Origin of the sequence: Myroides sp. ZB35, assembly GCF_001865835.1 — a bacterium.
Taxonomy (GTDB): domain Bacteria; phylum Bacteroidota; class Bacteroidia; order Flavobacteriales; family Flavobacteriaceae; genus Flavobacterium; species Flavobacterium odoratimimum.
Window position 1 is genome coordinate 122,340 of record NZ_CP017769.1, and the last position, 22,163, is coordinate 144,502.

Here is a 22,163-nt window from a genome sequence, read left to right on the forward strand (position 1 = left end):
TTAAAGAAGAGTATAGAAGGAATTTAAACATTTCCTTTAGAATTTATTACCAATCTCCTCTTAAAAACAACTATCTAAAATACAATATTTTATCTTAAAAAACAACCTCTTTATCTCCTTTAAAACAAACAAAAAATTGTTAAAGCATCTCACATCCTTATCAAAATTCTGCTTACAATATTCATAAAGTAACACCAATCTCCTCACTACTGCTTAAATAAAAAGTCCTCATAAATACAATTACATTCTCCTTGACTATTCAACCTCTTTTCACTTCGCTTATTTCACTACATTTACCCTACCTATTAAATCCTATTTATAATAGTGAAATAAAAAGACCTACATAGCCTAAAACTGATAGTATGAAAAGTATCCTTCTTCCCAACGACTTCATCACTGACGTCACTGAACAGATAACTATATTTGATTATCATACTAAACAGGAGATCTCTAAACAACAAGTAATTTTAAATCAAAACACTTTTAGTTTTTTAGTTGAAGGAACAAAGGAAGTATGGTCTGACAACTCTTTTGAAGCACTAGATAACTCCAAATTCATCCTAATGAAAGCTGGTCATTGTTTAATGACCGAAAAACTATCTAACACTGCTAATTACAGAAGTATCCTCTTGTTCTTTGACAATGAATTGATACTTAACTTTATCTCTAAATACAATATAGAACTAGTAGAAAATAAAAGTACTCACTCTATCCATACTTTTAACTACGATAACTTCAGTAAGCACTTTGTAGAAAGTCTAATGGATATAGCTAAACTCTCCCTTTCTATTCAAAAGAGATTACTAAATATAAAACTAGAAGAGATTATGCTATACCTCACTGAGGTCAATGGAACAGCATTTCTTCAATCCTTTATAACTAACAACAATAATAAAAGTTTAAAGTTCACACAGACAATAGAAAAGAACATCTTAAACAAGCTCACTCTATCTGAGCTAGCCTTTCTGTGCAATATGAGCGTATCTACTTTCAAACGAGAATTTGAAAAACACTATGGTGATTCTCCTAGCAGATGGTTTCAAAACAGAAGATTAGAATATGCACATACCCTACTTACACAGCATACAACTACTGCATCAGAAATCTATCTAAAGGTAGGTTATGAGAATGTATCTAGCTTTATACAAGCGTATAAATCCAAGTATAATATCACACCTAAACAAAGTCAAAAACAATGAGCTTCTAGCAACATTTTTTGACCCAATCCCGCTAACTCCTACTATAGACCTTACTATAAATTTGCCCTAAACATTTAATCATAACACAATGAAAGCTGCAAATTTTATAATCGGGCTAGTACTAACACTATCGACTAGTGTTTTTGGACAGAACACCTTTACATTATCTAGTAAAGATCTAGGTGGAGAAACAACTAAACAACACGAATTTAATGGTTTTGGATGCGATGGAGAGAATCAATCTCCTCAGCTATTTTGGCACAATGCTCCTAAAGACACCAAAAGCTTTGCCATCACGATGTATGATCCAGATGCACCTACGGGAAGTGGTTTTTGGCATTGGGTAGTCTTTGATATTCCTAGCAATATAAACGAACTAGTAACTGATGCAGGAAAAGTCAACTCTCCTCTATTACCTAAAGTTGCTATACAGAGCCTTACAGATTATGGAATAAAAGGTTTTGGTGGACCATGTCCTCCTGTAGATCATGGATATCACCAATACATCATAACAGTACATGCACTTAAAACGGATAAACTAGGACTAGATGGAAATACTACTCCTGCCATTGTAGGCTTTAACTTATGGGCAAACACCATCGCAAAAGCGAGTATTATAGCGTACTATAAACGATAATACATATTTATAAATAAGCAAAGCGACTCCTGATACACCAGAAGTCGCTTTGCTTATTTTTTTATTACAGAGTCCATATACTAACTAATTATTTTATCTACCAACATACCATCTTATCTTCCTCCCATCACCCTAGCTAATACTCTACCTACAGTTTTTTCAAAGCCTTTGCGAACTACATCTGCTCTTTCTTTTTTATCTAACCAACCTGTCATCTCTTTATTGAATGCTCGTTTAGAAGGAACTCTCACATACACCTTCTCTTCTTCCTCTAGCTCCTTATCCATCATAGATCTTCTTACACTATACATCTCTTCGTATCTATCCCTCACAGATGACTTCTGTTTAACCTTAAAATTCGCATAGAACCTCACATCTGCATTTATTAAATAAACTTCAGGACTTCCCTCTAAGTATATTATAGATGCAGGACTCGCAAAGTGAATAGTAGATAGGGCTGACTATCCATACATACAGGGTATTCCTAGTAAAATCAACAAATAAAAACATACTTTACCCATAATGTAATTATATTAACACACAATTAGGGCAATATTCCGATAAGAAGATCAAGAAATAGGTTCTGTAAAAAGGTTAAATCCTGATCGTACTCTCTTACATACCCCTTATCTGGAGACACATCCACAGCTACTCCGTTATTAAACTTAATATTCCTGTTTAATAAACGATATTTATTGTACATCAGTTCTTCTAACTCATATTTCTCTTCATACCTATTAGTCTTAGCAGAAGTATGCTTAGCTCTAAAACTAGTAAAAAATCTCACCTGAGAATCCTCTAAATACATTCTGGGATTACTATTGAGATAAACGATAGAAGCAGAACTAGCAAAACTAGGCTTAGACAGAACAGCCTGCCCATATACCCAAGGCATCCCAATCAGTAATAATAGATATAAATACAGGTTTTTCATAATTTAATATTATAAACAAAAATAACATAATTCATTAGAAATACTAAATACAAGTAAATAAAACTAAATACCAACATCATATTTAATTAATAATAAGAGTAAACTAAGAAACAACACAAATATTTCAAATATCAAATAAAACCAATTAATGCTAAATAGAATCAAACATCGCTAATCTTACAATCTATCAAATTAGTACTTTTAATCCTTTAACTAACATATATCAATACAATTATGAAAAAAATCAGTCTATTACTTTTGGTAATGACCATATTAATCTCATGCCAAAAAAAGAATACAATTGAAGTAATTGCAGAGGGAGTACCTGATCATACAGAAGTGGAAATCTTTACACACCCTATTGGAATAAAGGACAAAAAAGTTCTTGTAACTGGAGAGGTTTTAAATGGTAAAGTAACTTTAGAAAATCCTTTTACTGAATTAGATGAAGCCTATTTAGACGTAAAAAATAGTAAATATAAAATAAATGGCATTTTCTTTATTGGTGAAGCTGGTAATATCAAAATAACATATATTAAAGATAATATAAACAACAACTCCTTCGGAGGTACCGAAAACAATAAGAAATTCCAAGAATTCATTACAGAAAGAGGAGTTGTTTATGAAAATATTAATAAATATTATAGTGAAAACAAACAAAGATTAGAAAAAGCAGAAGAGGAGGATGACATAAAAACCATTAATGAAATCGAGTCTCAACTAGATAAATACACAGAAGAAAATAATCAGATTCTAAGAAAATACGAATCTGATAATAAAAATAATAGCTTTGGAATGTTCACTCTTTGCCAAATGATAGGTATGGAGGAATTTTCTATAGAGGAATGTAAGAAACTCTTTGCTGAGTTTTCTCCTGAATTAAAACAAACTATAATTGGAAAAAAAACAGAAAATAGATTAAATAAATACATAGAAAAAAAAGAATCTGAAGTAGTTTTAAAAATAGGAGATAAATTACCAGAATTTAAAGCTTTAGATCCTAATGGAAAAGAAGTAACTCTAGCTTCTTTTTTAAAAGGAAAAAAAATAGTTCTTATAGATATATGGGCTTCTTGGTGTGCACCATGTAGAAAAGAAAATCCAAATGTAGTAGAAAACTATAAAAAGTATCATGATAAAGGATTAGATATATTAGGGTATTCTATAGATCAAAAAAAAGAATTATGGTTAACAGCAATTGAGAAAGACAATCTTACATGGACTCATGTATCTAATTTAATGTCTTGGGATGACCCAATAATAAAAAATTACGGTATTAAATCAGTACCCGCAAGCTACTTAGTTGATAATAAAGGGACTATATTAGGCATAAATCTTAGAAGATCAGGACTTGGGAAAAAACTTGAAGAAGTTCTTGAAAAGAAATAAACTATTTCATTTATTATTACAATTTAAAAAAGCCTTATAAACGACCTTTATAAGGCTTTTTTACTACTAGTAAATAGAATATAAACATTAACAATAGTCTCCATTACAAGTTATTTCAACAAACCAAATTTACCTTTTATAAAGTCTTACCTTCTTAAGATATTGCTAGTTCTCTTTATTTATAACGGTACATTACACTTCTCTAAATATAAACATCTCTCTAATATAAAATCATCCCCTCCTTAACTAAAAAGGAGAATGTTTATGACATTCTCCTTTTTAGTTAAATTATATTTCTGAATTATAATCTGTTTCTGCTTTTGGTATTCTATAAGTCCATTTATTATTCATTTCAGGAGTAATCTTCTTCGTTATCAAATCAGAAGCATTCCCGCCTTCTTTACTTGATTTTCTATCTATCGTTAAATTTAAACGCTTATAATCAAACCAATCAAATCCTTCACCCCATAACTCTATAGATCTGTACTTAATAATTTCATTTAATAGTTCTACTCCTGTTTTATCACATACATACTTAACGTCTCTTTGTGTATCTTTTGTAAGTTCAACTAACTTCGCTATTGCTTCATTATCTCTTCCTAAAAAGTATAGTGCTTCTGCTTGAATTAAACACATTTCTGAAGAACGAAAATGATTTACATGCATAACGCCAGGTTGACTAGTTACTTTTATCTTAAACTGCATATAGGCCGCAGTTTTAGCTTTCATACTTATATCCGGAAAACGTTCTCTCACTGCAATATCTAAAGGGCTATTCGATTGTATAACACCAGTAGTAGCATTATAAGTAGAAGTATCATATCCTGTAGGATCTAAAAAAAACTGTTTTCTCACATCTGTCATCGGAATAGACTCATATAACTCTTTACTTATTCTACTTGGCCCAGATGTTACACCTGTAGCTTCTGAGTTATATCCTATATAAGCCCCATATGCATTATTATTTAGCTGATCATCTGTAGTTCCAAAACTACACCAAAGCCATTCTGATGTTACCTTATTAAAACCTTCTTTATAAACAGACAGAGACATTAATGGATATCCTACTCTTGCTTGAGTAGCATGACTTAAAGCACTTTGATAATCTTGTCTATTTAAAGCTGCTCGAGCAAAAATTGCATGTGCTACATTAGCATCTATTAAATAGTTATCACTTGGATTTCTTTTGTAATTACTCTCCCTAAATAAAACGATTGCTTGATCCAGATCTTTATAAATCTGGTCATAAACTTGCTTTAATGGAGATAGTGGCATAGCTCTAGGATCTTTAGAACTAAGTCTTAATACTACAGATTTAGTCTCTCCATTATTAGAATCTTGCCAACGGTTACCATAAATTTGTACTAACATCGTGTAAGCATAAGCTCTATATGACATTGCCTGAGCTTTTAAGTATTTCTTTACACTAGGTAATCCCTTCACATCATCTACTTGAGCGATGATTTCATTAGCATTCGTAATCACCATATAATAATAATGCCAAGGATAATAATTATTTAAATGTGTCACATTTTCTATATAATCGTGATTGCTAACCCCAACAGAACCCGCTCTATCCTTTCTATAATGATTACCTGCTGTTTCTCCATAAATCAGTTTTATGGTTCCTTCTCCGTTATTTCCACTTCCTACATAACTAGTAGACATTAATTTCGCTAAACCATTAACAGCATAAATTATCCCTTCTGTATCTTTAAAAACATTATACTCTGATACATCTCCTGAGGGTTCCGTTCCTAAATAATCATGATCACATGCTATAAAAACAGATAAAGTAACTACACCTAAAAAAAATCTCATAATCTTTCTCATCTTATCTTGCTATTAGAAATTAAAATTAATCCCGAAAATAAATATTCTTGGAGCTCCTGCCCCACTTCCTACAGCTCCAGAAAAAGATTGCTGAGGATCTAATCCCTTAAACTTAGTAAAAGTGTAAACATTCTCTACACTAATATTCATACTCATCTGTTTTACCTTAATCTTCTTCAACAACTCAGAAGGAAAGTCATAATTCAAAGCAATATTTTGTATAGACAAAAAATCTCCACTTCTAATAAAGCGATTAGATTCAACATTGTTATATTGACTAGTTGTATAATTTATTTGAGGGATTCCATTAGGATTTATTCTATCAGGTGATGTCTCTGTCATTCCATTAGGTGCACTACTCCAAGAATGAGTAATATCTTTATGAATAGCTCGTACCATATCAGAAGCTTCCATCAAACTCATATAATTATAATCCAACACTTTTCCTCCTAATGCATAGGTAAATAGTCCAGATAGATTAAAGCTTTTATAATGTAAAGACGTTGAAAAACTCCCATCTACTTTAGGTATAGCACTTCCTGCATAAACTTTTTTACCAAAAGTATCTGGATTAGTTGTGTAATACTGTCCATTTATATTCACCAAATACCCATCTGATACAGAAGGCTTATCAGGAGCTGAGCCATTTACATTATACTTTTCAGAATCCACAGTATACAAAGCATTCCCAGTCATCTGATCTACACCAACGAAATCAGTTAAGTAAAACTCATACACACTTCTTCCTTCTTTTCTTAAAAAAGGAATAGAAACTATACCGTTCTCTCTATTATCAGAAGGCAATTTTAATAGTTTATTTTTAAGCATGGTAGCATTAACTCCTACATTCCAAGACCAATCACTCTTTTTAATAATATCTACATCAAAAGAAAACTCAAAACCACGATTTGATATACTACCAACATTACTAACTATAGACGAAGAAGGAAAAGTAGGAGCAGTAGAACCATTAGATAGAGGCATTTCTAAATTAAACAAAAGATTTTTTGATCGTTTATCGAAAGATTTTTTGATCGTTTATCGAAATATTCTACTGTAAAATTCAATCGATTAAATACCCTACCATCTATAGCAAAATTCGTAGAACTAGATGTTTCCCATTTTAATCCTTTATTTCCAAACTGCTTTCTATAAACAGCAGGTTGACCAGCATTGCTAACTGATCGATATAAAGAGTAATAAGCATATAAACCTGCAGCACTATCATCCCCTACTTCTCCATAAGAGGCACGTAACTTTAGGTAATCAATCTGTTTAATTTTAAAAAAATCTTCTGACGAAATAATCCAGCTACCTCCTGCTGACCAAAAATTACCCCAGCGAGTATCACTATGAAACTTTGAAGACCCATCGCGACGAAACGATGCTTCTAAAAAATACTTATTTGCATAATTATACTTAGCTCTAGAAAAATAACCTTCAGTTCTATATTTTGTTAAAAAATCATTTGCTGTATAAAGCTTATTGAAATTTGACCAATCTACAATTCCAGTAAAAATCTCTTCTATTTTTGAAGCGTTTAAATTCCCTGAATCCACATTAAGATTCTCATGACCAAACAATACATCAATATTATGCTGACCAATATCCTTTTTCCAGTTCAGTAATTGTTGAAAAGAATATGTTTTTCCTCTATTATTATTTCTATATGATCTTCCTTTAAGGTTTGCACCTGATCCGACTATACTATTTTGGTACTCTTTAACATCTGTATAGTTTAAAGCTAAATTAGCTTTTAGACTAAACGTAAGGTCTTTCATTAACTTAATATCAGTATAAATCTGAGAATTTAATGTTGTAGCTATTCGTTCCATACTATTTAGCTGATTTTCTAAAATCATATGACGCCTTTCATACTGTTTACGAGTATTTTCTCCTAAATCATAAATTTAATCTCCTAATTCATCATATATGTAATCACCTGTCTTAGAATCATGTAAGTGAATAGGATAGATTGGTGCTATACTTGAAGCATGTGACTCAGGAGAAACACTATTAAGGTTTGTTATTTGATGTGATCCAGAAACGTTAGTTCCTATCTTAATTATGTCACTTATCATGTAATCAGCGTTAACACGTGTAGTAAACCTCTTATAATCACTCCCCCTAAAATAGCCTTCATTATTTAAAAAACCTGTCGAAAAATAAGCTCCTCCTTTTTCATTAGACATTCTACCATTAAGATTTAAATCTTGATATGTACCTGTTCTTTCAATGGGTTTATACCAATCTAAATCTGATCTATATCCTTTTAAAACTGAAGCATGAGGCACTAGACGCCCATTCGTATCAAACAGTTGGTCACTAGACAAGTTATAAATATTCATACCTAGTATCTCTGGAATTAAATTAGCTGTTGCAAGTCTACCAGCTTCTTCAATAGAATTTCCATTACTCACTAAAGAATTGCGATATCCCATCCACATCGTTTCCATAAACTGATCTGGCTCTACTTTATCATACTCTTTTAGGAATCTACTGACTAATCCTTGTTTAAAACTTACTCCAAAAAAACCATCTCTTTTGGAAGCCTTCTTTGTATTAATTAGAATTACACCATTAGAGGCACGATTACCGTATAAGGTAGTTGCAGAGGCATCTTTAAGAACTGTTATACTCTCTACATCTATAGGATTAATATCACCAACACGGCCTGCATATACCATTCCATCCAAAACAATTAGAGGATCATTTTTATCCATTGAAGTAAATCCTCTAATTCTAATACTAGGCTCTGCGCCAGGTTGGCCTGAACTATTATTAACACGTACTCCTGGCGCAGCACCTGTTAATGCATTTAATACATTAGTATTAGGTCTTTTTTCAATATCTGAGCTAGTTACATAAGATAATGCTCCAGTGATAGACTCTTTCGTAGATGTACCATAAGCTACTACTACAATATCATTTAAAGTTTCACTAACTTGATGTAATACAATATCATAATGTAAGTTAGCACCTACATGTATTGACTTTGTTTCATAGAACACATAACTAACTGTTAATATTTCTCCCTCTATAGCATGAATAGTAAAGAGACCTTGATCATCAGTCATTGTTCCTTTATTAGAATTTTCTATAACAACAGTAACTCCTAACAAAGGAATTCCATTAATATCTTTAACACTTCCTGTAACAATATTTTTTGTTTGACTATATATTACACTAAATGTCATAAATATTAAAAACGTTAAATATTTTTTAAGCTTCATACAATATTTATTTTTAAGAAGTAATCATCTCCAAAAATAAACATCATTTTTTATAAAAAACTTAACAAATCAAACAGAAAATAAATAATTAAAAATAATTATATAATCGAGTAGGAGGCTGAAGATTATTTCTTCAGCCGACCTCTCACACCACCTGGCATACGGATCCGTACCAAGGCGGTTCTTAATTTACGATACTTTTAGGAGTATGTCATATAGAAATGTATATCCTGCTTTCCTTAAATTTTGAATGTTTAAAGAAGCTTGTAGGATTGGGCTAAGTGCTGTGCGACAATAACTCTTGCGAGTGTTTGCCCATTGATATGCTTGATTATCTCTTACACCGATGCGCTTAAGATTAACATATCTCGTCTTATTCTGTTTCCAACTCTTCCAAATTAACATCCGTATCCTAAAGCGAAGCCACTCATCTATACACTTAATCTTGGATAACATATCAGATTGCTTGAAGTATGACACCCAGCCTTGGATATAATATCGCAAGGATTCTTTGAGTTTATCGTACCCTTTACCTCTACTACGTTTTGTAAGTTCCTTTAGCTTATCTTTGAGTGTACTGTAACTTTTCGGGTGTACGCAAAGACTCCATTTCCCTTTGCTTTTTACATAAAAACTGTGCCCTAGAAATTTCTTCCCTTTGGCATAACCAGTGGTAGTCTTCTCCTTGTTTACTCGTAAGTATAAGACTTCTTCAACGAACCTAGTGATACTTTCCTGCACACGAAGACACGCTCTTTTACTTTTGCAGAAGATTAGACAGTCATCTGCATAACGCACAAAACGAAGTCCTCGTCTTTCTAGTTCTTTATCTAACTCATTAAGCATTATGTTACTCAGAAGGGGACTTAAGGGGCCGCCTTGAGGTACTCCCAATCTACTCTCTTCAAATTTACCTCCAATAACAACACCTGCATTTAGATATTTATGGATTAAGGATATCACCCGAGGGTCTTCTACTCTCTTTGACAATATTTCAACCAATCTACTGTGGTTAACTGTGTCAAAGAATTTTTCTAAGTCTAAGTCCACTACATAATGATATCGGTCATTTAGATGGTTTACCACTTCTTTCAAGGCTGTATGACAACCTTTGTTGGATCTAAAGCCGTGACTACTTGGGTGAAATTCTTGTTCGTAGATAGGAGATAATACTTGGGCTATACTTTGTTGAACGAGACGGTCTACTACCGTAGGGATACCAAGTTGGCGTGTTTTACCTCCCTCTTTGGGGATTTCTACTCTTCGAACTGCTTGGGGGTTATACTTTCCGTTTTCTAGCGATGAAACCAATGAATCTCTATTATGTAAGAGCCATGGCAATAATTCTTCTGTGGGCAACTTGTCTATTCCATAGCTCCCTTTATTTGCCTTAACCTTTTGATAGGCTAGGTTTAAATTATTAGGACTAAGGATTAGTTCTAGTAAACTCCCCTGTCCTAATCGTACTTCCATGAGGTTGTTTTCAGTTATCCCTATGTAAGTCTGCACTCCTTGGTAGCTGTCAGGTTCCGCCCTATCCTTTACAAGGTAGTTATCTCTGTTTATAGATATTTTCTGCATTCTTTCCTACATTAGGTAACATTCATTTACTACTCACTTAATTAAGTTCTGTCCTTCTGCATTTTGTAAGACTTCTTGGTATTGCCAAGCTTGTATCTGTGCATACTATGACTTCTGCTGACTTCTTATAGCAATTGTTATCCATAGTTCTGTAAAAAAAAAACTCCCTATGTCTATAAGACCTCCCCAGGTAAGAACGATAACTTTCATCTCATATACCTGCTATATTTACTATGATGTCTCTGTACAGCTTAGGACTTCAGTTTGATATGCAACCTTATCCGACATTTCTAGCCTTATATATAGTTTCTGTTCGTCAGGTCAAGACTTTACCTAAAGCTTCCTTCAGATTCCAACTCACGATGGACACCCTTGCTGTCGGTTAACACTTCCTGCTGTAATGGCGTGTTCGGGACTTACACCCTAGAGTTATCACCCATGCTGGGCACACACAAAAAAGAGAATGTCTATATATAGACACTCTCTTTCCAATTTTAATTATATTTCTGAATTATAATCTGTTTCAATTTTCGGTATTCTATAAGTCCATTTATTGTTCATATCCGGAGTAATCTTCTTTGTTACCAAGTCAGACGCATTCCCTCCATGTGCGCTTGATTTTCTATCTATAGTTAAATTTAAACGCTTATAATCAAACCAATCAAATCCCTCTCCCCAAAGCTCTATGGCTCTATACTTAATAATCTCATTTAATAATGCTACACCTGTCTTAGTACATACATAATTAGAATCTCTTTGTGTGTTTTTTGTAAGTTCAACTAATGTTGAAGAAGCTTCATTATCTCTACCTAAAAAATGCAATGCTTCTGCCTGGATTAAACACATTTCTGAAGATCGGAAATGGTTCACATGCATAACACCTGGTTGACTAGTTACTTTTATTTTAAACTGCATATAAGCAGCTGTTGTAGCTTTTTTATCAATATTAGGGAAGCGTTCTCTAACAGTTATATCAAGTAGACTATTTTTTTGAATAGCTCCTGTTGTAATATTATAAGTAGACGGGTCATATCCTGTTGGATCTAAAAAAAGTTCTTTTCTAATATCTGTTGTAGGAATTGACTCATATAATTCTTTACTAATTCTGCTAAGACTAGCAATCACAGATGTTGAAATTGAATTGTATCCAATCATAGCACCATATGAATTATCAAAAAGATAATTCTCATCACTTCCAAAACTACTCCATATCCATTCCGATGTAATATTATCAAATCCTTCTTTATAAGCTTTCATTGACATTAAGGGATAATCTTCTCTAGCTAATATAGCATGGTTTAGAGCGCTTTGATAATCTTGTCTATTCAACGCTGCACGAGCAAAAATTGCATGTGCTACACTAGCATCTATTAAATAATTTGTATTCCTTTTATAATTACTCTCTGTAAATAAAACAATTGCTTGACCTAAATCACTATATATCTGATCATAAACCTGTTTTAATGGAGCAAGAGGCATAGCTCTAGGATCTTTAGGGCTTAACCTTAATACAACTGATTTAGCCTGCCCATTATTAGAATCTTGCCAACGATTACCATAAATTTGTACTAACATCGTGTAAGCATAAGCTCTATATGATAATGCTTGTGCTTTTAAATACTTCTTAACACTAGCAAAACCATGCACGCCGTCTACTTGAGCAATGATTTCATTAGCATTACTAATAATCATGTAATAATAATGCCAAGGATAAGAATTATTCTCATGGGTTACGTTTTCAATATACTCATTATTACTTATTGCGACAGTACTAGATTCGTCTTTCCTGTAATTACTACCTGTTAATTCTCCATAGAGTAATTTAATCGATCCTTCTCCATTGAAACTCCTCCCCATGTCTGTCATCATTAGTCTTGCTAAACCATTAATGGCATATGTCACTCCTTCAGTATCCTTAAAAATAATTTCTTCTGAAACTTCTTCTGAAGGAATTGTTTCCAAATAATCCTTCTCGCATCCAATATTAATAAACAAAGTACTTAATAATAAAAAATTTACTACTATTTTTTTCATAATACGATTGATTTAAAAATTAAGATTAATGCCAAAAATAAATATTCTCGCCGCCCCAGAGCCTGAACTATTACCAATAAGTCCTGAACCTGTAAAAGATTGTTGTGGATCTAACCCTTTAAATTTAGTAAAAGTGTAAACATTCTCTATACTAACATTCATACCCATTTTTTTTATCTTTATTTTTTTTAATAACTCTGATGGAAAATCATAATTCAGAGTAATATTTTGTATCGATAAAAAATCTCCACTTTTTAAAAATCGTGTAGATTGAGCATTACTATTTTCACTTGTACTATAATCCACTCGAGGCACTCCATTATAGTCTATTCTATTTACTGAAGACTCAGTCATTCCTTCAGGTATACCATCCCAAGCATGAATAATATCTTTATGAATTGCATTAACTTTATAAGATACATCCATCAAACTCCTATATTTACTAGCTAAAACCTTACCTCCTAATGCATAAGTAAATAGCCCTGATAAACTAAAACTCTTGTAACTCAATACTGTTGAGAAACTACCATCTACTTTAGGAACACCACTTCCTGCATAAACTTTTTTACCAAACACACCCGGATTAGTTGTATAATATTGTCCATTTATATTCACCAAATGTGCTTCTGATACAGAAGACTTATCAGGAGCTGAGCCATTCACATTGTATTTTTCTGAATCTATAGTATACAAAGCATTTCCAGTCATTTGATCTACACCAACAAACTCAGTTAAATAAAACTCATAAATACTTTTTCCCTCTTTTCTTAAAAAAGGATCTGAAACTATCCCATGTTCTCTATTAGCAGGAGGTAATTTCAATAATTTATTTTTTAACATTGTAGCATTTACTCCAATATTCCACGACAAATCGTTCATTTTAATAACATCTACATCAAAAGAAACCTCAAAACCGCGATTTGATATACTACCAACATTACTAATTATAGATGAAGTAAACATTGAAGGAAAAGTAGATCCATTAGATACTGGCAATTTCAAATCAAACAAAAGATTCTGTGAGCGTTTATCAAAATATTCTACAGTAAAATTCACTCGATCAAAGACTCTACCATCTATCGCAAAATCAAAAGAAGAAGAAGTTTCCCACTTTAAGCCTTTGTTTCCAAATTGACTCCTATAAGCCGAAGGCTTTCCAGCATAAGTATACATTTTATATAATGTATGTGAGGCATATAGATTAGCAGCTTCATCATTTCCCACCTCTCCATAAGAAGCACGTACCTTCAAATAATCAACTTTTTTAATTTTAAAAAAGTCTTCTGAAGAAACAACCCAACTTCCTCCAACTGACCAAAAATTACCCCATCGACTATCACTGTGGAACTTAGAAGACCCATCACGACGAAAAGATCCTTCTATAAAGTACTTATTTTTATAATTATACTTTCCTCTAAAAAAATATCCCTCTGTTCTATATTTAGTTAATCTCTCATTTGCTATTTCTAATTTATTAAAATTAGACCATTCGATAAGCCCTTTAAAAGTCTCGTCACTTTTAACTCCATATAAAGTACCTGCGTCTGTATTAAAATTCTCATGTCCTAACATCACATCAAAATTGTGATTACCAAAATCTTTTTTCCAATTAAGGAGTTGTTGAAAACTATAGGTTTTATTTCTACTACTATTTCTACCCGACTCCCCATTAGTTCTCTTTCCGATTCCCCCTGCACTATTTCTATAATTTCTTATATCATTATAGCCTAGAGCTAAACTTCCTTTTATAGAAAAAGTAAAATCATTTAAAAAATTAATATCAGTATAAATCTGTGAATTAAGTGTTGTTGAAATACTTTCATTAACATCTAACTTATTCTCTAAAACCATATTCCTAAATCTTTGAGATTTACGTGTCTTATCTCCTAAATCAAAAATCTTATCTCCTAACTCATCATAAATAAAATCGCCAGTATCAGGATTGTGCAAATAGATTGGATAAATCGGAGCCATATTTGAAGCTACATGTACTGGATTAAAAACATTAGAATTAGTTATTTGATGTGAACCTGATACATTAGTTCCTATCTTAACAAATTCATTTACATTGTAATCAGCATTAATACGTGTAGTAAATCTTTTATAATCACTACCCTTAAAATATCCTTCGTTATTTAAAAAACCTGTCGAAAAATAAGCTCCACCATTTTCATTAGAAATCCTTGCATTCAAATTTAAATCTTGATAAGTCCCTACTCTTTCTACAGGTTTATACCAGTCCAAATCTGACCTATAACCAGGCAAAACAGATGCGTTGGACATTAAACGCCCATTAGAATCGAACAACTGCTCATTAGATAAGTTATAAATATTCATTCCTAATACATCTGGAATCAAATTTTTTGTTGCAAGTCTATTCGCATCAGCTAAAGAGTTTCCGTTGCTTACTAAAGAATTGCGATACCCTTTCCACATTGTCTCCATAAATCCATCTGGATCTAATTTATCATATTCTAATTGAGAACGATAAAAAAGCCCTTGTTTAAAACCAACGCCTAAAAAACCTTGTCCCTTAGAAGCTTTTTTTGTGTTTATCAAGATTACTCCATTTGATGCACGATTCCCATATAGTGTCGTAGCAGAGGCATCTTTTAAAACTGTAACACTTTCTACATCTAACGGATTAATATTTCCAACAGGTCCTACGTATACTATTCCATCAAGGACTATTAATGGTTCATTATTAGTTAATGATGAAAAACCTCTAATTCTTATTGAGGGTTCAGAACCTGGCTGACCTGAACTATTATTAATGCGTACGCCTGGTGCAGCACCTACTAATGCATTTAATACATTTGTATTAGGGCGTTTTTCAATATCTGAACTAGTTACATAGGATAAAGATCCCGTTAAAGACTCTTTTGTAGATGAACCATAAGCAACTACTACAATATCTTCTAAAGTTTCATTTAATTGATGTAATACGATATCATACTTTGAATTAGCATCAATCTTTACTGATTTTGTTTCATAGAATACATAACTAATTATTAGCGTATCCCCCCCCTATAATATTAATAGAAAAAAGACCTTGCTCATCGGTAATCGTTCCTTGATTAGTACCTTCTACGATGACACTAGCCCCTATTAAAGGAACTCCATTAATATCTTTAACACTTCCTGTAACAATATTTCTTGTCTGACTATACATTACACCTAGTATCATAAAGACTACAAACGTTAAGTAATTTTTAAGTTTCATACAACATTAATTTAAGAATATCATTTTACCAAAATTAACACAGTTAAAACTTCATTAATATCATAATTCAAACAATAAATCACATATACTACAATAAATGAAACATTTCACAAAAAAAACAACTAAATAAACTACTTCATATAGAGTAGCATACTATAAAAACTAATCAACATTTATTAATTTTAATGTAAGAACACCAACATTATATAAGTTTATTTATACAATATTTACTGTGTATTATCTATCAACAATAGATAATATTTCTATTAGTATTGATACAAAAAATCCTAATCAGAATCCTGCGATGGAGGCATCGCTTCTAATACAGATCGAGCTGCGTTTTCACCTAGAGGTACTACTTCTTTATCCCTGCTCTTCTCACTTCCATAGAAGCCAGGTGGAGCCCACTTCTTCTTAGATGTATTCTCTATTAGCCCAACTTTCTCAGGCTCTTTATGCTGTTCTATATCTAGTGGTTCTTTCTCTTTTACATCTTCTCTTTTAGTAGACACACTTAGCTTTATCACCTCTCTTTTCTCAGCTACTAGCTCTTCATTCTCTACCTCCTGTTCCCTGTTACCTGCTTGTAGTTCTCCTTCCTCAGTGTGCTGCTCACTATCCCCTCCTATCTGTGTTATCCCGTGATACGCACTTGTGCTGATTACTCTATCATCTGCTGATTTCCACACACTCCAGAAATGAACCTTCCCTTCTTTCCACTCCTTAGGTAAATCAAAGTGAACATACCTATCCTCCCTCTTTGCGATCGCACTTATCTCTGCTACTAAATCTAACGATTCGCTATAGGCTATAATAGATAATCTATCCGTATTCTTCGTCAGTACATTTGTGATACTATTATCCCATTGTACCTTTATACGTCCAGTCTTAAGTTGGTTTATTTTCTTAATTACAGCAGGAGGCAATGGTCCTATCGACACTAGTACCTTCGCGATATCAATACACGGTTCGCCTTCTACATTAACGATTCCTTCTTTCATCAGCATAGAGATCAGTTGCTCTTTTCCTGTCGCCATTTTATTATTCAATAGAGCCTGTGGGTAATGCTCATTTATAAAGTCTTTAAACTTACTCACAAAGCTAGATACTACCCCTAGTTTACTTCGTTGAAGTACTTGAGCCTCTGTAGCTAGTTTATGAGACTTACGAGGCTTAGAACGTATAAAATAACGCCCTCTCCACATAAATCCTACTACTGTGCCCACTGTACCATGTACACCTCCTAATATTCCATCTTTTATCTCAGCCATGATTAATACTGTTTAGTTGTGATATTATTAGTTTGTCAAGGCTAATTACAGTTGTCTTGAACCTTTCTCTAGTTATCTTCTCTCTATTTTTCTTATCACAAGATATAAAAAACAGAAACACAACTATTTAACTAATCAAATAGCTTTTAAAAAAGGATCTACACTATTTATCATGTATAAACCTCAATAAACTTTCGAAATAACAATTAACAAATAATTCATTTCGACAGATTAATATTCATGCTAACTCTAGCTACACTTTTACTTCTAGAACAACACTCTATCAATACAAGAAGTATTCGTCGACTACTAATTCTCTAATCCACTATTTATGGACTATACTCCACGGATTGTCGAGGGAATAAAGGAAAACACAGACTTATCAAGGGGTAGAACAATGTATATGTGAAACAAAACATCAACACTAAAAAACGTATAGCATTGAAAAACAATTCAATAAACAAAAAAGAGGTACAAAAAAAATGTAGTAGTTTTTTACCTTTCTCTCATACAAAAGACAATATCAATATAATATCAATTAAAAAAGGATATAGAAAAGCTATTTCTGAAGGCTATATAGCTCTACGAAGAAGATAATAATAAAAAAGGGAGTCTATATTTTTCTAAGCAAGTAGACCTTAAAAGAAGATTACCGATATGATTAGTAGATCAGATCTCTAAGATTGAACTCATAAGAGTGGAACAGTATGGTAATCCCTAAAAAAGACAGAACAGTAAACACTTTAGATCAAAAAAAAAGCTTCACTGTATAGTGAAGCTTAGGATGTGGGCGATGAGGGATTCGAACCCCCGACCCTCTCGGTGTAAACGAGATGCTCTGAACCAACTGAGCTAATCGCCCAAAATATTATTTTTAAACAAACTTGTCTTGTGGGCGATGAGGGATTCGAACCCCCGACCCCCTCGGTGTAAACGAGGTGCTCTGAACCAACTGAGCTAATCGCCCAAAAATGTTTTAAATAACTTGGTGTTATTGTGGGCGATGAGGGATTCGAACCCCCGACCCCCTCGGTGTAAACGAGGTGCTCTGAACCAACTGAGCTAATCGCCCAAAAGAATTTTAAATAACTTGGTATTGTTGTGGGCGATGAGGGATTCGAACCCCCGACCCTCTCGGTGTAAACGAGATGCTCTGAACCAACTGAGCTAATCGCCCTAAGTATTTAAACAATTTTGGATAAAAACAATATTTTGAAAATGGTGGGCGATGAGGGATTCGAACCCCCGACCCCCTCGGTGTAAACGAGGTGCTCTGAACCAACTGAGCTAATCGCCCATTTCCTTTTTAAGAACGTGTAATCGTTTGTTGATTACGGGTGCAAATATACGACTGTGATTTTACTTTGCAAGCTTTTTTGAATATTTTTTTTATAAAATTTCAGCTACCACAAATGTGCTCCCCCCTATATATATCAAGTCCTCAGCACCTGCTGTCTCCTTCGCTTTTGCGTAAGCATTTGGTATTGAACTACAAACCTCTCCCATCAAACCAAACTCTCTCGCTTTAGCAGCTAAAATCTCAGGTTCTAGCCCGCGTAAATTATCTGGTTTTGCAAAAAAATATTTTGCCTCTTGTGGTAATAAAGGAAGGATAGAATCTAAATCTTTATCATTCACTACACCAAAAACGATGTATAAATTGCGGTAATTTTCATGTTTTAGCTGATTCATCACGATAGTTAATCCGTGAGAATTATGTGCTGTGTCTGTAATTATCTTCGGATTCTGACCTAAAACTTGCCATCTACCTAATAATTTTGTGTTCGAGACCACATGAAGAAGCCCTTCTACTTCGGCTTTTTCTGTTATATGGAATGATTTTCTTAGTAATTCTATCGCTTGTCTTACAGTTCGGATATTAGATTTCTGATAATCTCCTTTTAAATCTGAGACTAATGCGTTGTCTATATAGGTATCTTGAGCAAAATAGATATCTGCAGACATCTCTTTTGCCTTACTTATAAATACAGGTTGTGTATGCTCATTATACTCTCCTATCACTACAGGTACACCTTTCTTTATAATACCTGCTTTCTCACCTGCTATAGCTTCAAGTGTATCTCCTAAGAATGCTGTGTGATCCTTACCTATATTAGTAATCACAGAAATCAATGGATGTATAACATTAGTCGCATCTAGACGACCTCCCATTCCCACTTCGATTACAGCTACATCTACTTGCTCCTGTTTAAAGTATTCAAAGCACATACCTACTGTCATCTCAAAAAAGCTCAGCGAATTCTCTTCAAAAAAGGGTTTGTTACGTCCAATAAAGTCGATTACAAAAGATTCTGATATCTCTACCCCATTGATCTTGATACGCTCTCTAAAGTCCTTTAGGTGCGGAGAAGTATACAACCCTACCTTATATCCTGCTTCTTGTAGAATAGAAGCAATCATAGAAGAGGTAGACCCCTTTCCATTAGTACCTGCTATATGTATCGTCTTCAGGCTATCTTGAGGATTTCCTAAATGATTAATTAGTTTTATTGTATTGGATAAATCTGCTTTATAAGCTATTGCCCCTTTTTGTTGATACATTGGCAATTGATTAAACATCCATTCTAAAGTTTCTTGATAATTCATATTCAAAAAAATAGGACTACTGTCCTACTTTAAAATTAATAACTATAAATCCGACTTGAATATTCGGTGCGTTGTCATCTGCTTTCCATCTAAATGTCTTGGCAGTAGCAATAGCTGCATCTGTAAGACATTTAGCAGAGTTCGTTGTCCCTTTAGTGTGTTGTGCAGATACGACCTTTCCGCTCTTATCTACTCTTATCTCCACCACTACAGTTCCTACCTCATTACATTCAGGCACTACTTGTCCTCTATTGGCTAATGCACGTCCATTCAGTCCCCAGCTAGTACCGTTACCACTACCATTCCCCTTACCGCTACCATAAGTAGAGTTAGAGTACATATCTCCACCTAGCTTTCCTTGATCTCCTCCTTTAGTAGAGTTCCCTTGTCCTTCAGACTTTTCTCCAGCTGTCTTTGGCCCATTAATAAGGCTAGCTAGCGCATCAGTTGTACTTTGACTAGGTTTTGGGTCAGGTTTAGGTTTGACAACTTCTTTTTTAGGTTCTTCCTTAGCTTTTGGCTTATCCTCCGTTTTTTTTACTACAGGAACATCTACCTTATTTTGGGTAACAACAGGCTCAGCTGTTGTCTCAACAGGAGTAGCTACTTCAGGCTCTGGTTCCATAGCGATAGGTTCTGTCGGCTGTACATCTCCTTTCCCTACTTCACTATTCCCAAAGTTAATAGCAATCTCACCACCTAATAAATAAGGTTCTTTTTCCTGAACAGGAGTTATAATTTTATAAAAGAAAAACAACAAAAAAAGAAGCACAAAAACTGTTGAAGTAATTGCAAAAGCCTTTTTTTTACTTTCTGTTTGTAATATCTTCATACCTACTTTGGTTCCACTGCTAATACAATCTTATAATTATTGCGATAAGCAATATCCATCACAAATACTGCATCCTCTACAGGTACACCTTTAGCGACATGCAATACTACATTAGGATTCTCTATTGTATTTAATTTATTTTTCAGTCCCTCTTCTAGTTCTTCAGGCATCACTTTTTGTTCATTGATATAATAGCTAGACTGGTCATCTACACTCACAGCTACAGTCTCTACTACATCAGCTTTACCATCAGAATTAGGAAGTATTAAATCTAGTGCATTAGTACTCGTCATCGTAGTAATGGCTACCATAAAAAATATAAGCAATAAGAATACGATGTCGGTCATAGACGACATATTAAACTCTGCAGATACTTTATTTCTACCTCTTATATTCATTATGCTGGATCATTTAATAGGTCTAAAAACTCTACTGCATTTGCCTCTAACTGATGTACAATCTTATCTATCTTACTTACAAGGTGATTATACCCTACATAAGATATAATTCCTACAATCAATCCAAATACTGTAGTCATCATCGCTGTATAAATCCCCTCTGATAATACACTCATATCTATACGAGCAGAGCTAGCTGTAGACATCTCATGGAATGCCATCACCATTCCTACTACAGTTCCTAAGAATCCTGTCATAGGTCCTGCTCCAGATAATGTTGCTAACAGATTAATGTTTTTCTCCATCTTATACACTTCTAACTTCCCTGCATTCTCTATCGCAATATTAATATCCTGAAGCGGTTTCCCTATTCTAGATATACCTTTTCCGATTAGGTGAGATACAGGTGTATCAGTATTTGCACATAATAGTTTAGCTTGATCTATCTTTCCTTGAGATAAGAACATTTTTATCTGAGCCATAAAGTTATCATCTATCTTAGACGCATTTTTAATAGCAAAGAAGCGCTCTAAATACAAATACAAAGCCAAGAATAGCATGATAAAAATAATGATCATAATAGCCTGCCCTATTGGCCCACCACTAAAGATAATTTCGCTAAGAGCTAGTTCTTTTTTAACGGCTGCTTCTCCAGCTTCTGCTGCATTAGCTAATTTCTGTGCTACTGCTGTTGTATCCACTTGTAAGAAATGAAACATAAATAATTTGAGTTTTAAAATTTTAAAAGTCTTTTTCTGTTGTTCTATATTGTGCAAAATCGATATAGATTATTCTCATTCTATAATCTCATTTACTTCATGATAACGAAAAAAAATGAGATTTAATATTCAAAATATCAAAAAAAGTGAGATTTTGTCTTTATAATCGTTTGCCATTATAGTTCAAAATGAGTTCAAAGATAAAATGTTTTGTATGTATAATTATACATAAACGCTATATTCTTTATATAACATTCATGCTAGTCATTATCC

General features: G+C 33.3%; 16 protein-coding genes, 5 tRNA genes and 1 pseudogene. 3 read left to right on the top strand and 19 right to left on the bottom strand.

The features are described from left to right. Window positions 1-362 precede the first annotated feature (362 nt). Window positions 363-1,199 carry a helix-turn-helix domain-containing protein gene (locus tag BK054_RS00530; RefSeq protein WP_006258662.1) on the top strand — a complete coding sequence of 279 codons (837 nt, stop codon included), beginning with the start codon at window positions 363-365 and terminating at the stop codon, window positions 1,197-1,199. Window positions 1,200-1,287: 88 nt separating this feature from the next. Beyond that, window positions 1,288-1,836 (top strand): YbhB/YbcL family Raf kinase inhibitor-like protein, encoded by a 549-nt coding sequence (locus tag BK054_RS00535; protein ID WP_071306868.1) that lies wholly within the window; start codon window positions 1,288-1,290, stop codon window positions 1,834-1,836. Between the two features lie 113 nt (window positions 1,837-1,949). On the opposite strand, the gene BK054_RS00540 is transcribed toward BK054_RS00535, so the two are convergent. Together BK054_RS00540 and BK054_RS00545 are read right to left on the bottom strand one after the other, a co-directional pair. Next, window positions 1,950-2,168 (bottom strand): hypothetical protein, encoded by a 219-nt coding sequence (locus BK054_RS00540; RefSeq protein WP_232234316.1) that lies wholly within the window; start codon window positions 2,166-2,168, stop codon window positions 1,950-1,952. Between the two features lie 212 nt (window positions 2,169-2,380). After that, window positions 2,381-2,770: a hypothetical protein gene (locus BK054_RS00545; protein ID WP_006261792.1), complete on the bottom strand. Its 390-nt coding sequence runs from the start codon at window positions 2,768-2,770 to the stop codon at window positions 2,381-2,383. A 234-nt stretch (window positions 2,771-3,004) separates the two neighbouring features. Here BK054_RS00545 and BK054_RS00550 point away from each other — a divergent pair, with 234 nt between their 5' ends. Beyond that, complete coding sequence (locus BK054_RS00550; RefSeq protein ID WP_071306870.1) at window positions 3,005-4,159, top strand: peroxiredoxin family protein; 1,155 nt, start codon at window positions 3,005-3,007, stop codon at window positions 4,157-4,159. Between the two features lie 288 nt (window positions 4,160-4,447). Here the strand turns inward: BK054_RS00550 and BK054_RS00555 are convergent, their stop codons facing one another. The 17 genes and pseudogenes from BK054_RS00555 to BK054_RS00625 form a co-directional block, all read right to left on the bottom strand. Beyond that, the gene (locus tag BK054_RS00555; RefSeq protein WP_006258667.1) at window positions 4,448-5,992 is read right to left on the bottom strand and encodes a RagB/SusD family nutrient uptake outer membrane protein; all 1,545 of its coding nucleotides are present in this window, start codon (window positions 5,990-5,992) and stop codon (window positions 4,448-4,450) included. Window positions 5,993-6,004: 12 nt separating this feature from the next. Next, the gene (locus BK054_RS18815; protein WP_232234317.1) at window positions 6,005-6,991 is read right to left on the bottom strand and encodes a hypothetical protein; all 987 of its coding nucleotides are present in this window, start codon (window positions 6,989-6,991) and stop codon (window positions 6,005-6,007) included. After that, window positions 6,979-7,854: a TonB-dependent receptor gene (locus BK054_RS18820; protein ID WP_232234318.1), complete on the bottom strand. Its 876-nt coding sequence runs from the start codon at window positions 7,852-7,854 to the stop codon at window positions 6,979-6,981. The genes BK054_RS18815 and BK054_RS18820 overlap by 13 nt, the downstream gene beginning before the upstream one ends. A gap of 48 nt (window positions 7,855-7,902) precedes the next feature. Then, a complete protein-coding gene (locus BK054_RS18825) occupies window positions 7,903-9,225 on the bottom strand; it encodes a TonB-dependent receptor plug domain-containing protein (RefSeq protein ID WP_232234319.1) in 1,323 nt (440 codons plus the stop codon). Between the two features lie 189 nt (window positions 9,226-9,414). Then, window positions 9,415-10,806 (bottom strand): group II intron reverse transcriptase/maturase, encoded by a 1,392-nt coding sequence (gene ltrA / locus BK054_RS00565; RefSeq protein ID WP_071306871.1) that lies wholly within the window; start codon window positions 10,804-10,806, stop codon window positions 9,415-9,417. A gap of 498 nt (window positions 10,807-11,304) precedes the next feature. Further along, a complete protein-coding gene (locus BK054_RS00570) occupies window positions 11,305-12,840 on the bottom strand; it encodes a RagB/SusD family nutrient uptake outer membrane protein (protein ID WP_071306872.1) in 1,536 nt (511 codons plus the stop codon). Between the two features lie 12 nt (window positions 12,841-12,852). Continuing rightward, window positions 12,853-16,063 (bottom strand): annotated as a pseudogene (locus tag BK054_RS00575) (SusC/RagA family TonB-linked outer membrane protein). A gap of 287 nt (window positions 16,064-16,350) precedes the next feature. Then, window positions 16,351-17,334, bottom strand: coding sequence for a DUF6266 family protein (locus tag BK054_RS00580; RefSeq protein ID WP_071306873.1), 984 nt, complete (start codon window positions 17,332-17,334; stop codon window positions 16,351-16,353). Window positions 17,335-18,121: 787 nt separating this feature from the next. Next, a tRNA-Val gene (locus BK054_RS00585) sits at window positions 18,122-18,196 on the bottom strand. Between the two features lie 30 nt (window positions 18,197-18,226). After that, window positions 18,227-18,301: transfer RNA gene (locus tag BK054_RS00590), tRNA-Val, on the bottom strand. Window positions 18,302-18,331: 30 nt separating this feature from the next. After that, a tRNA-Val gene (locus BK054_RS00595) sits at window positions 18,332-18,406 on the bottom strand. A gap of 30 nt (window positions 18,407-18,436) precedes the next feature. Beyond that, window positions 18,437-18,511 (bottom strand) — tRNA-Val (locus BK054_RS00600). Between the two features lie 42 nt (window positions 18,512-18,553). Continuing rightward, a tRNA-Val gene (locus BK054_RS00605) sits at window positions 18,554-18,631 on the bottom strand. 92 nt (window positions 18,632-18,723) lie between these two features. Further along, window positions 18,724-19,941, bottom strand: a complete 1,218-nt coding sequence (locus BK054_RS00610) for a bifunctional folylpolyglutamate synthase/dihydrofolate synthase (protein ID WP_071306874.1) — start codon at window positions 19,939-19,941, stop codon at window positions 18,724-18,726. 16 nt (window positions 19,942-19,957) lie between these two features. Further along, on the bottom strand, window positions 19,958-20,773 hold the full coding sequence (locus BK054_RS00615; RefSeq protein ID WP_071306875.1) for an energy transducer TonB: 816 nt from the start codon (window positions 20,771-20,773) through the stop codon (window positions 19,958-19,960). A 2-nt stretch (window positions 20,774-20,775) separates the two neighbouring features. Then, window positions 20,776-21,171, bottom strand: coding sequence for an ExbD/TolR family protein (locus BK054_RS00620; protein WP_006258674.1), 396 nt, complete (start codon window positions 21,169-21,171; stop codon window positions 20,776-20,778). Further along, the gene (locus BK054_RS00625; protein WP_006261801.1) at window positions 21,171-21,890 is read right to left on the bottom strand and encodes a MotA/TolQ/ExbB proton channel family protein; all 720 of its coding nucleotides are present in this window, start codon (window positions 21,888-21,890) and stop codon (window positions 21,171-21,173) included. The genes BK054_RS00620 and BK054_RS00625 overlap by 1 nt, the downstream gene beginning before the upstream one ends. Window positions 21,891-22,163: the final 273 nt, after the last annotated feature.

Bases quoted from the DNA above. Each gene is read 5' to 3' on its own strand.
- BK054_RS00530 (WP_006258662.1), top strand. From the start codon at position 363: ATGAAAAGTATCCTTCTTCCCAACGACTTCATCACTGACGTCACTGAA.
- BK054_RS00535 (WP_071306868.1), top strand. From the start codon at position 1,288: ATGAAAGCTGCAAATTTTATAATCGGGCTAGTACTAACACTATCGACT.
- BK054_RS00545 (WP_006261792.1), bottom strand. From the start codon at position 2,770: ATGAAAAACCTGTATTTATATCTATTATTACTGATTGGGATGCCTTGG.
- BK054_RS00550 (WP_071306870.1), top strand. From the start codon at position 3,005: ATGAAAAAAATCAGTCTATTACTTTTGGTAATGACCATATTAATCTCA.
- BK054_RS00555 (WP_006258667.1), bottom strand. From the start codon at position 5,992: ATGAGAAAGATTATGAGATTTTTTTTAGGTGTAGTTACTTTATCTGTT.
- BK054_RS18820 (WP_232234318.1), bottom strand. From the start codon at position 7,854: ATGATTTTAGAAAATCAGCTAAATAGTATGGAACGAATAGCTACAACA.
- BK054_RS18825 (WP_232234319.1), bottom strand. From the start codon at position 9,225: ATGAAGCTTAAAAAATATTTAACGTTTTTAATATTTATGACATTTAGT.
- ltrA (WP_071306871.1), bottom strand. From the start codon at position 10,806: ATGCAGAAAATATCTATAAACAGAGATAACTACCTTGTAAAGGATAGG.
- BK054_RS00570 (WP_071306872.1), bottom strand. From the start codon at position 12,840: ATGAAAAAAATAGTAGTAAATTTTTTATTATTAAGTACTTTGTTTATT.
- BK054_RS00580 (WP_071306873.1), bottom strand. From the start codon at position 17,334: ATGGCTGAGATAAAAGATGGAATATTAGGAGGTGTACATGGTACAGTG.
- BK054_RS00610 (WP_071306874.1), bottom strand. From the start codon at position 19,941: ATGAATTATCAAGAAACTTTAGAATGGATGTTTAATCAATTGCCAATG.
- BK054_RS00615 (WP_071306875.1), bottom strand. From the start codon at position 20,773: ATGAAGATATTACAAACAGAAAGTAAAAAAAAGGCTTTTGCAATTACT.
- BK054_RS00620 (WP_006258674.1), bottom strand. From the start codon at position 21,171: ATGAATATAAGAGGTAGAAATAAAGTATCTGCAGAGTTTAATATGTCG.
- BK054_RS00625 (WP_006261801.1), bottom strand. From the start codon at position 21,890: ATGTTTCATTTCTTACAAGTGGATACAACAGCAGTAGCACAGAAATTA.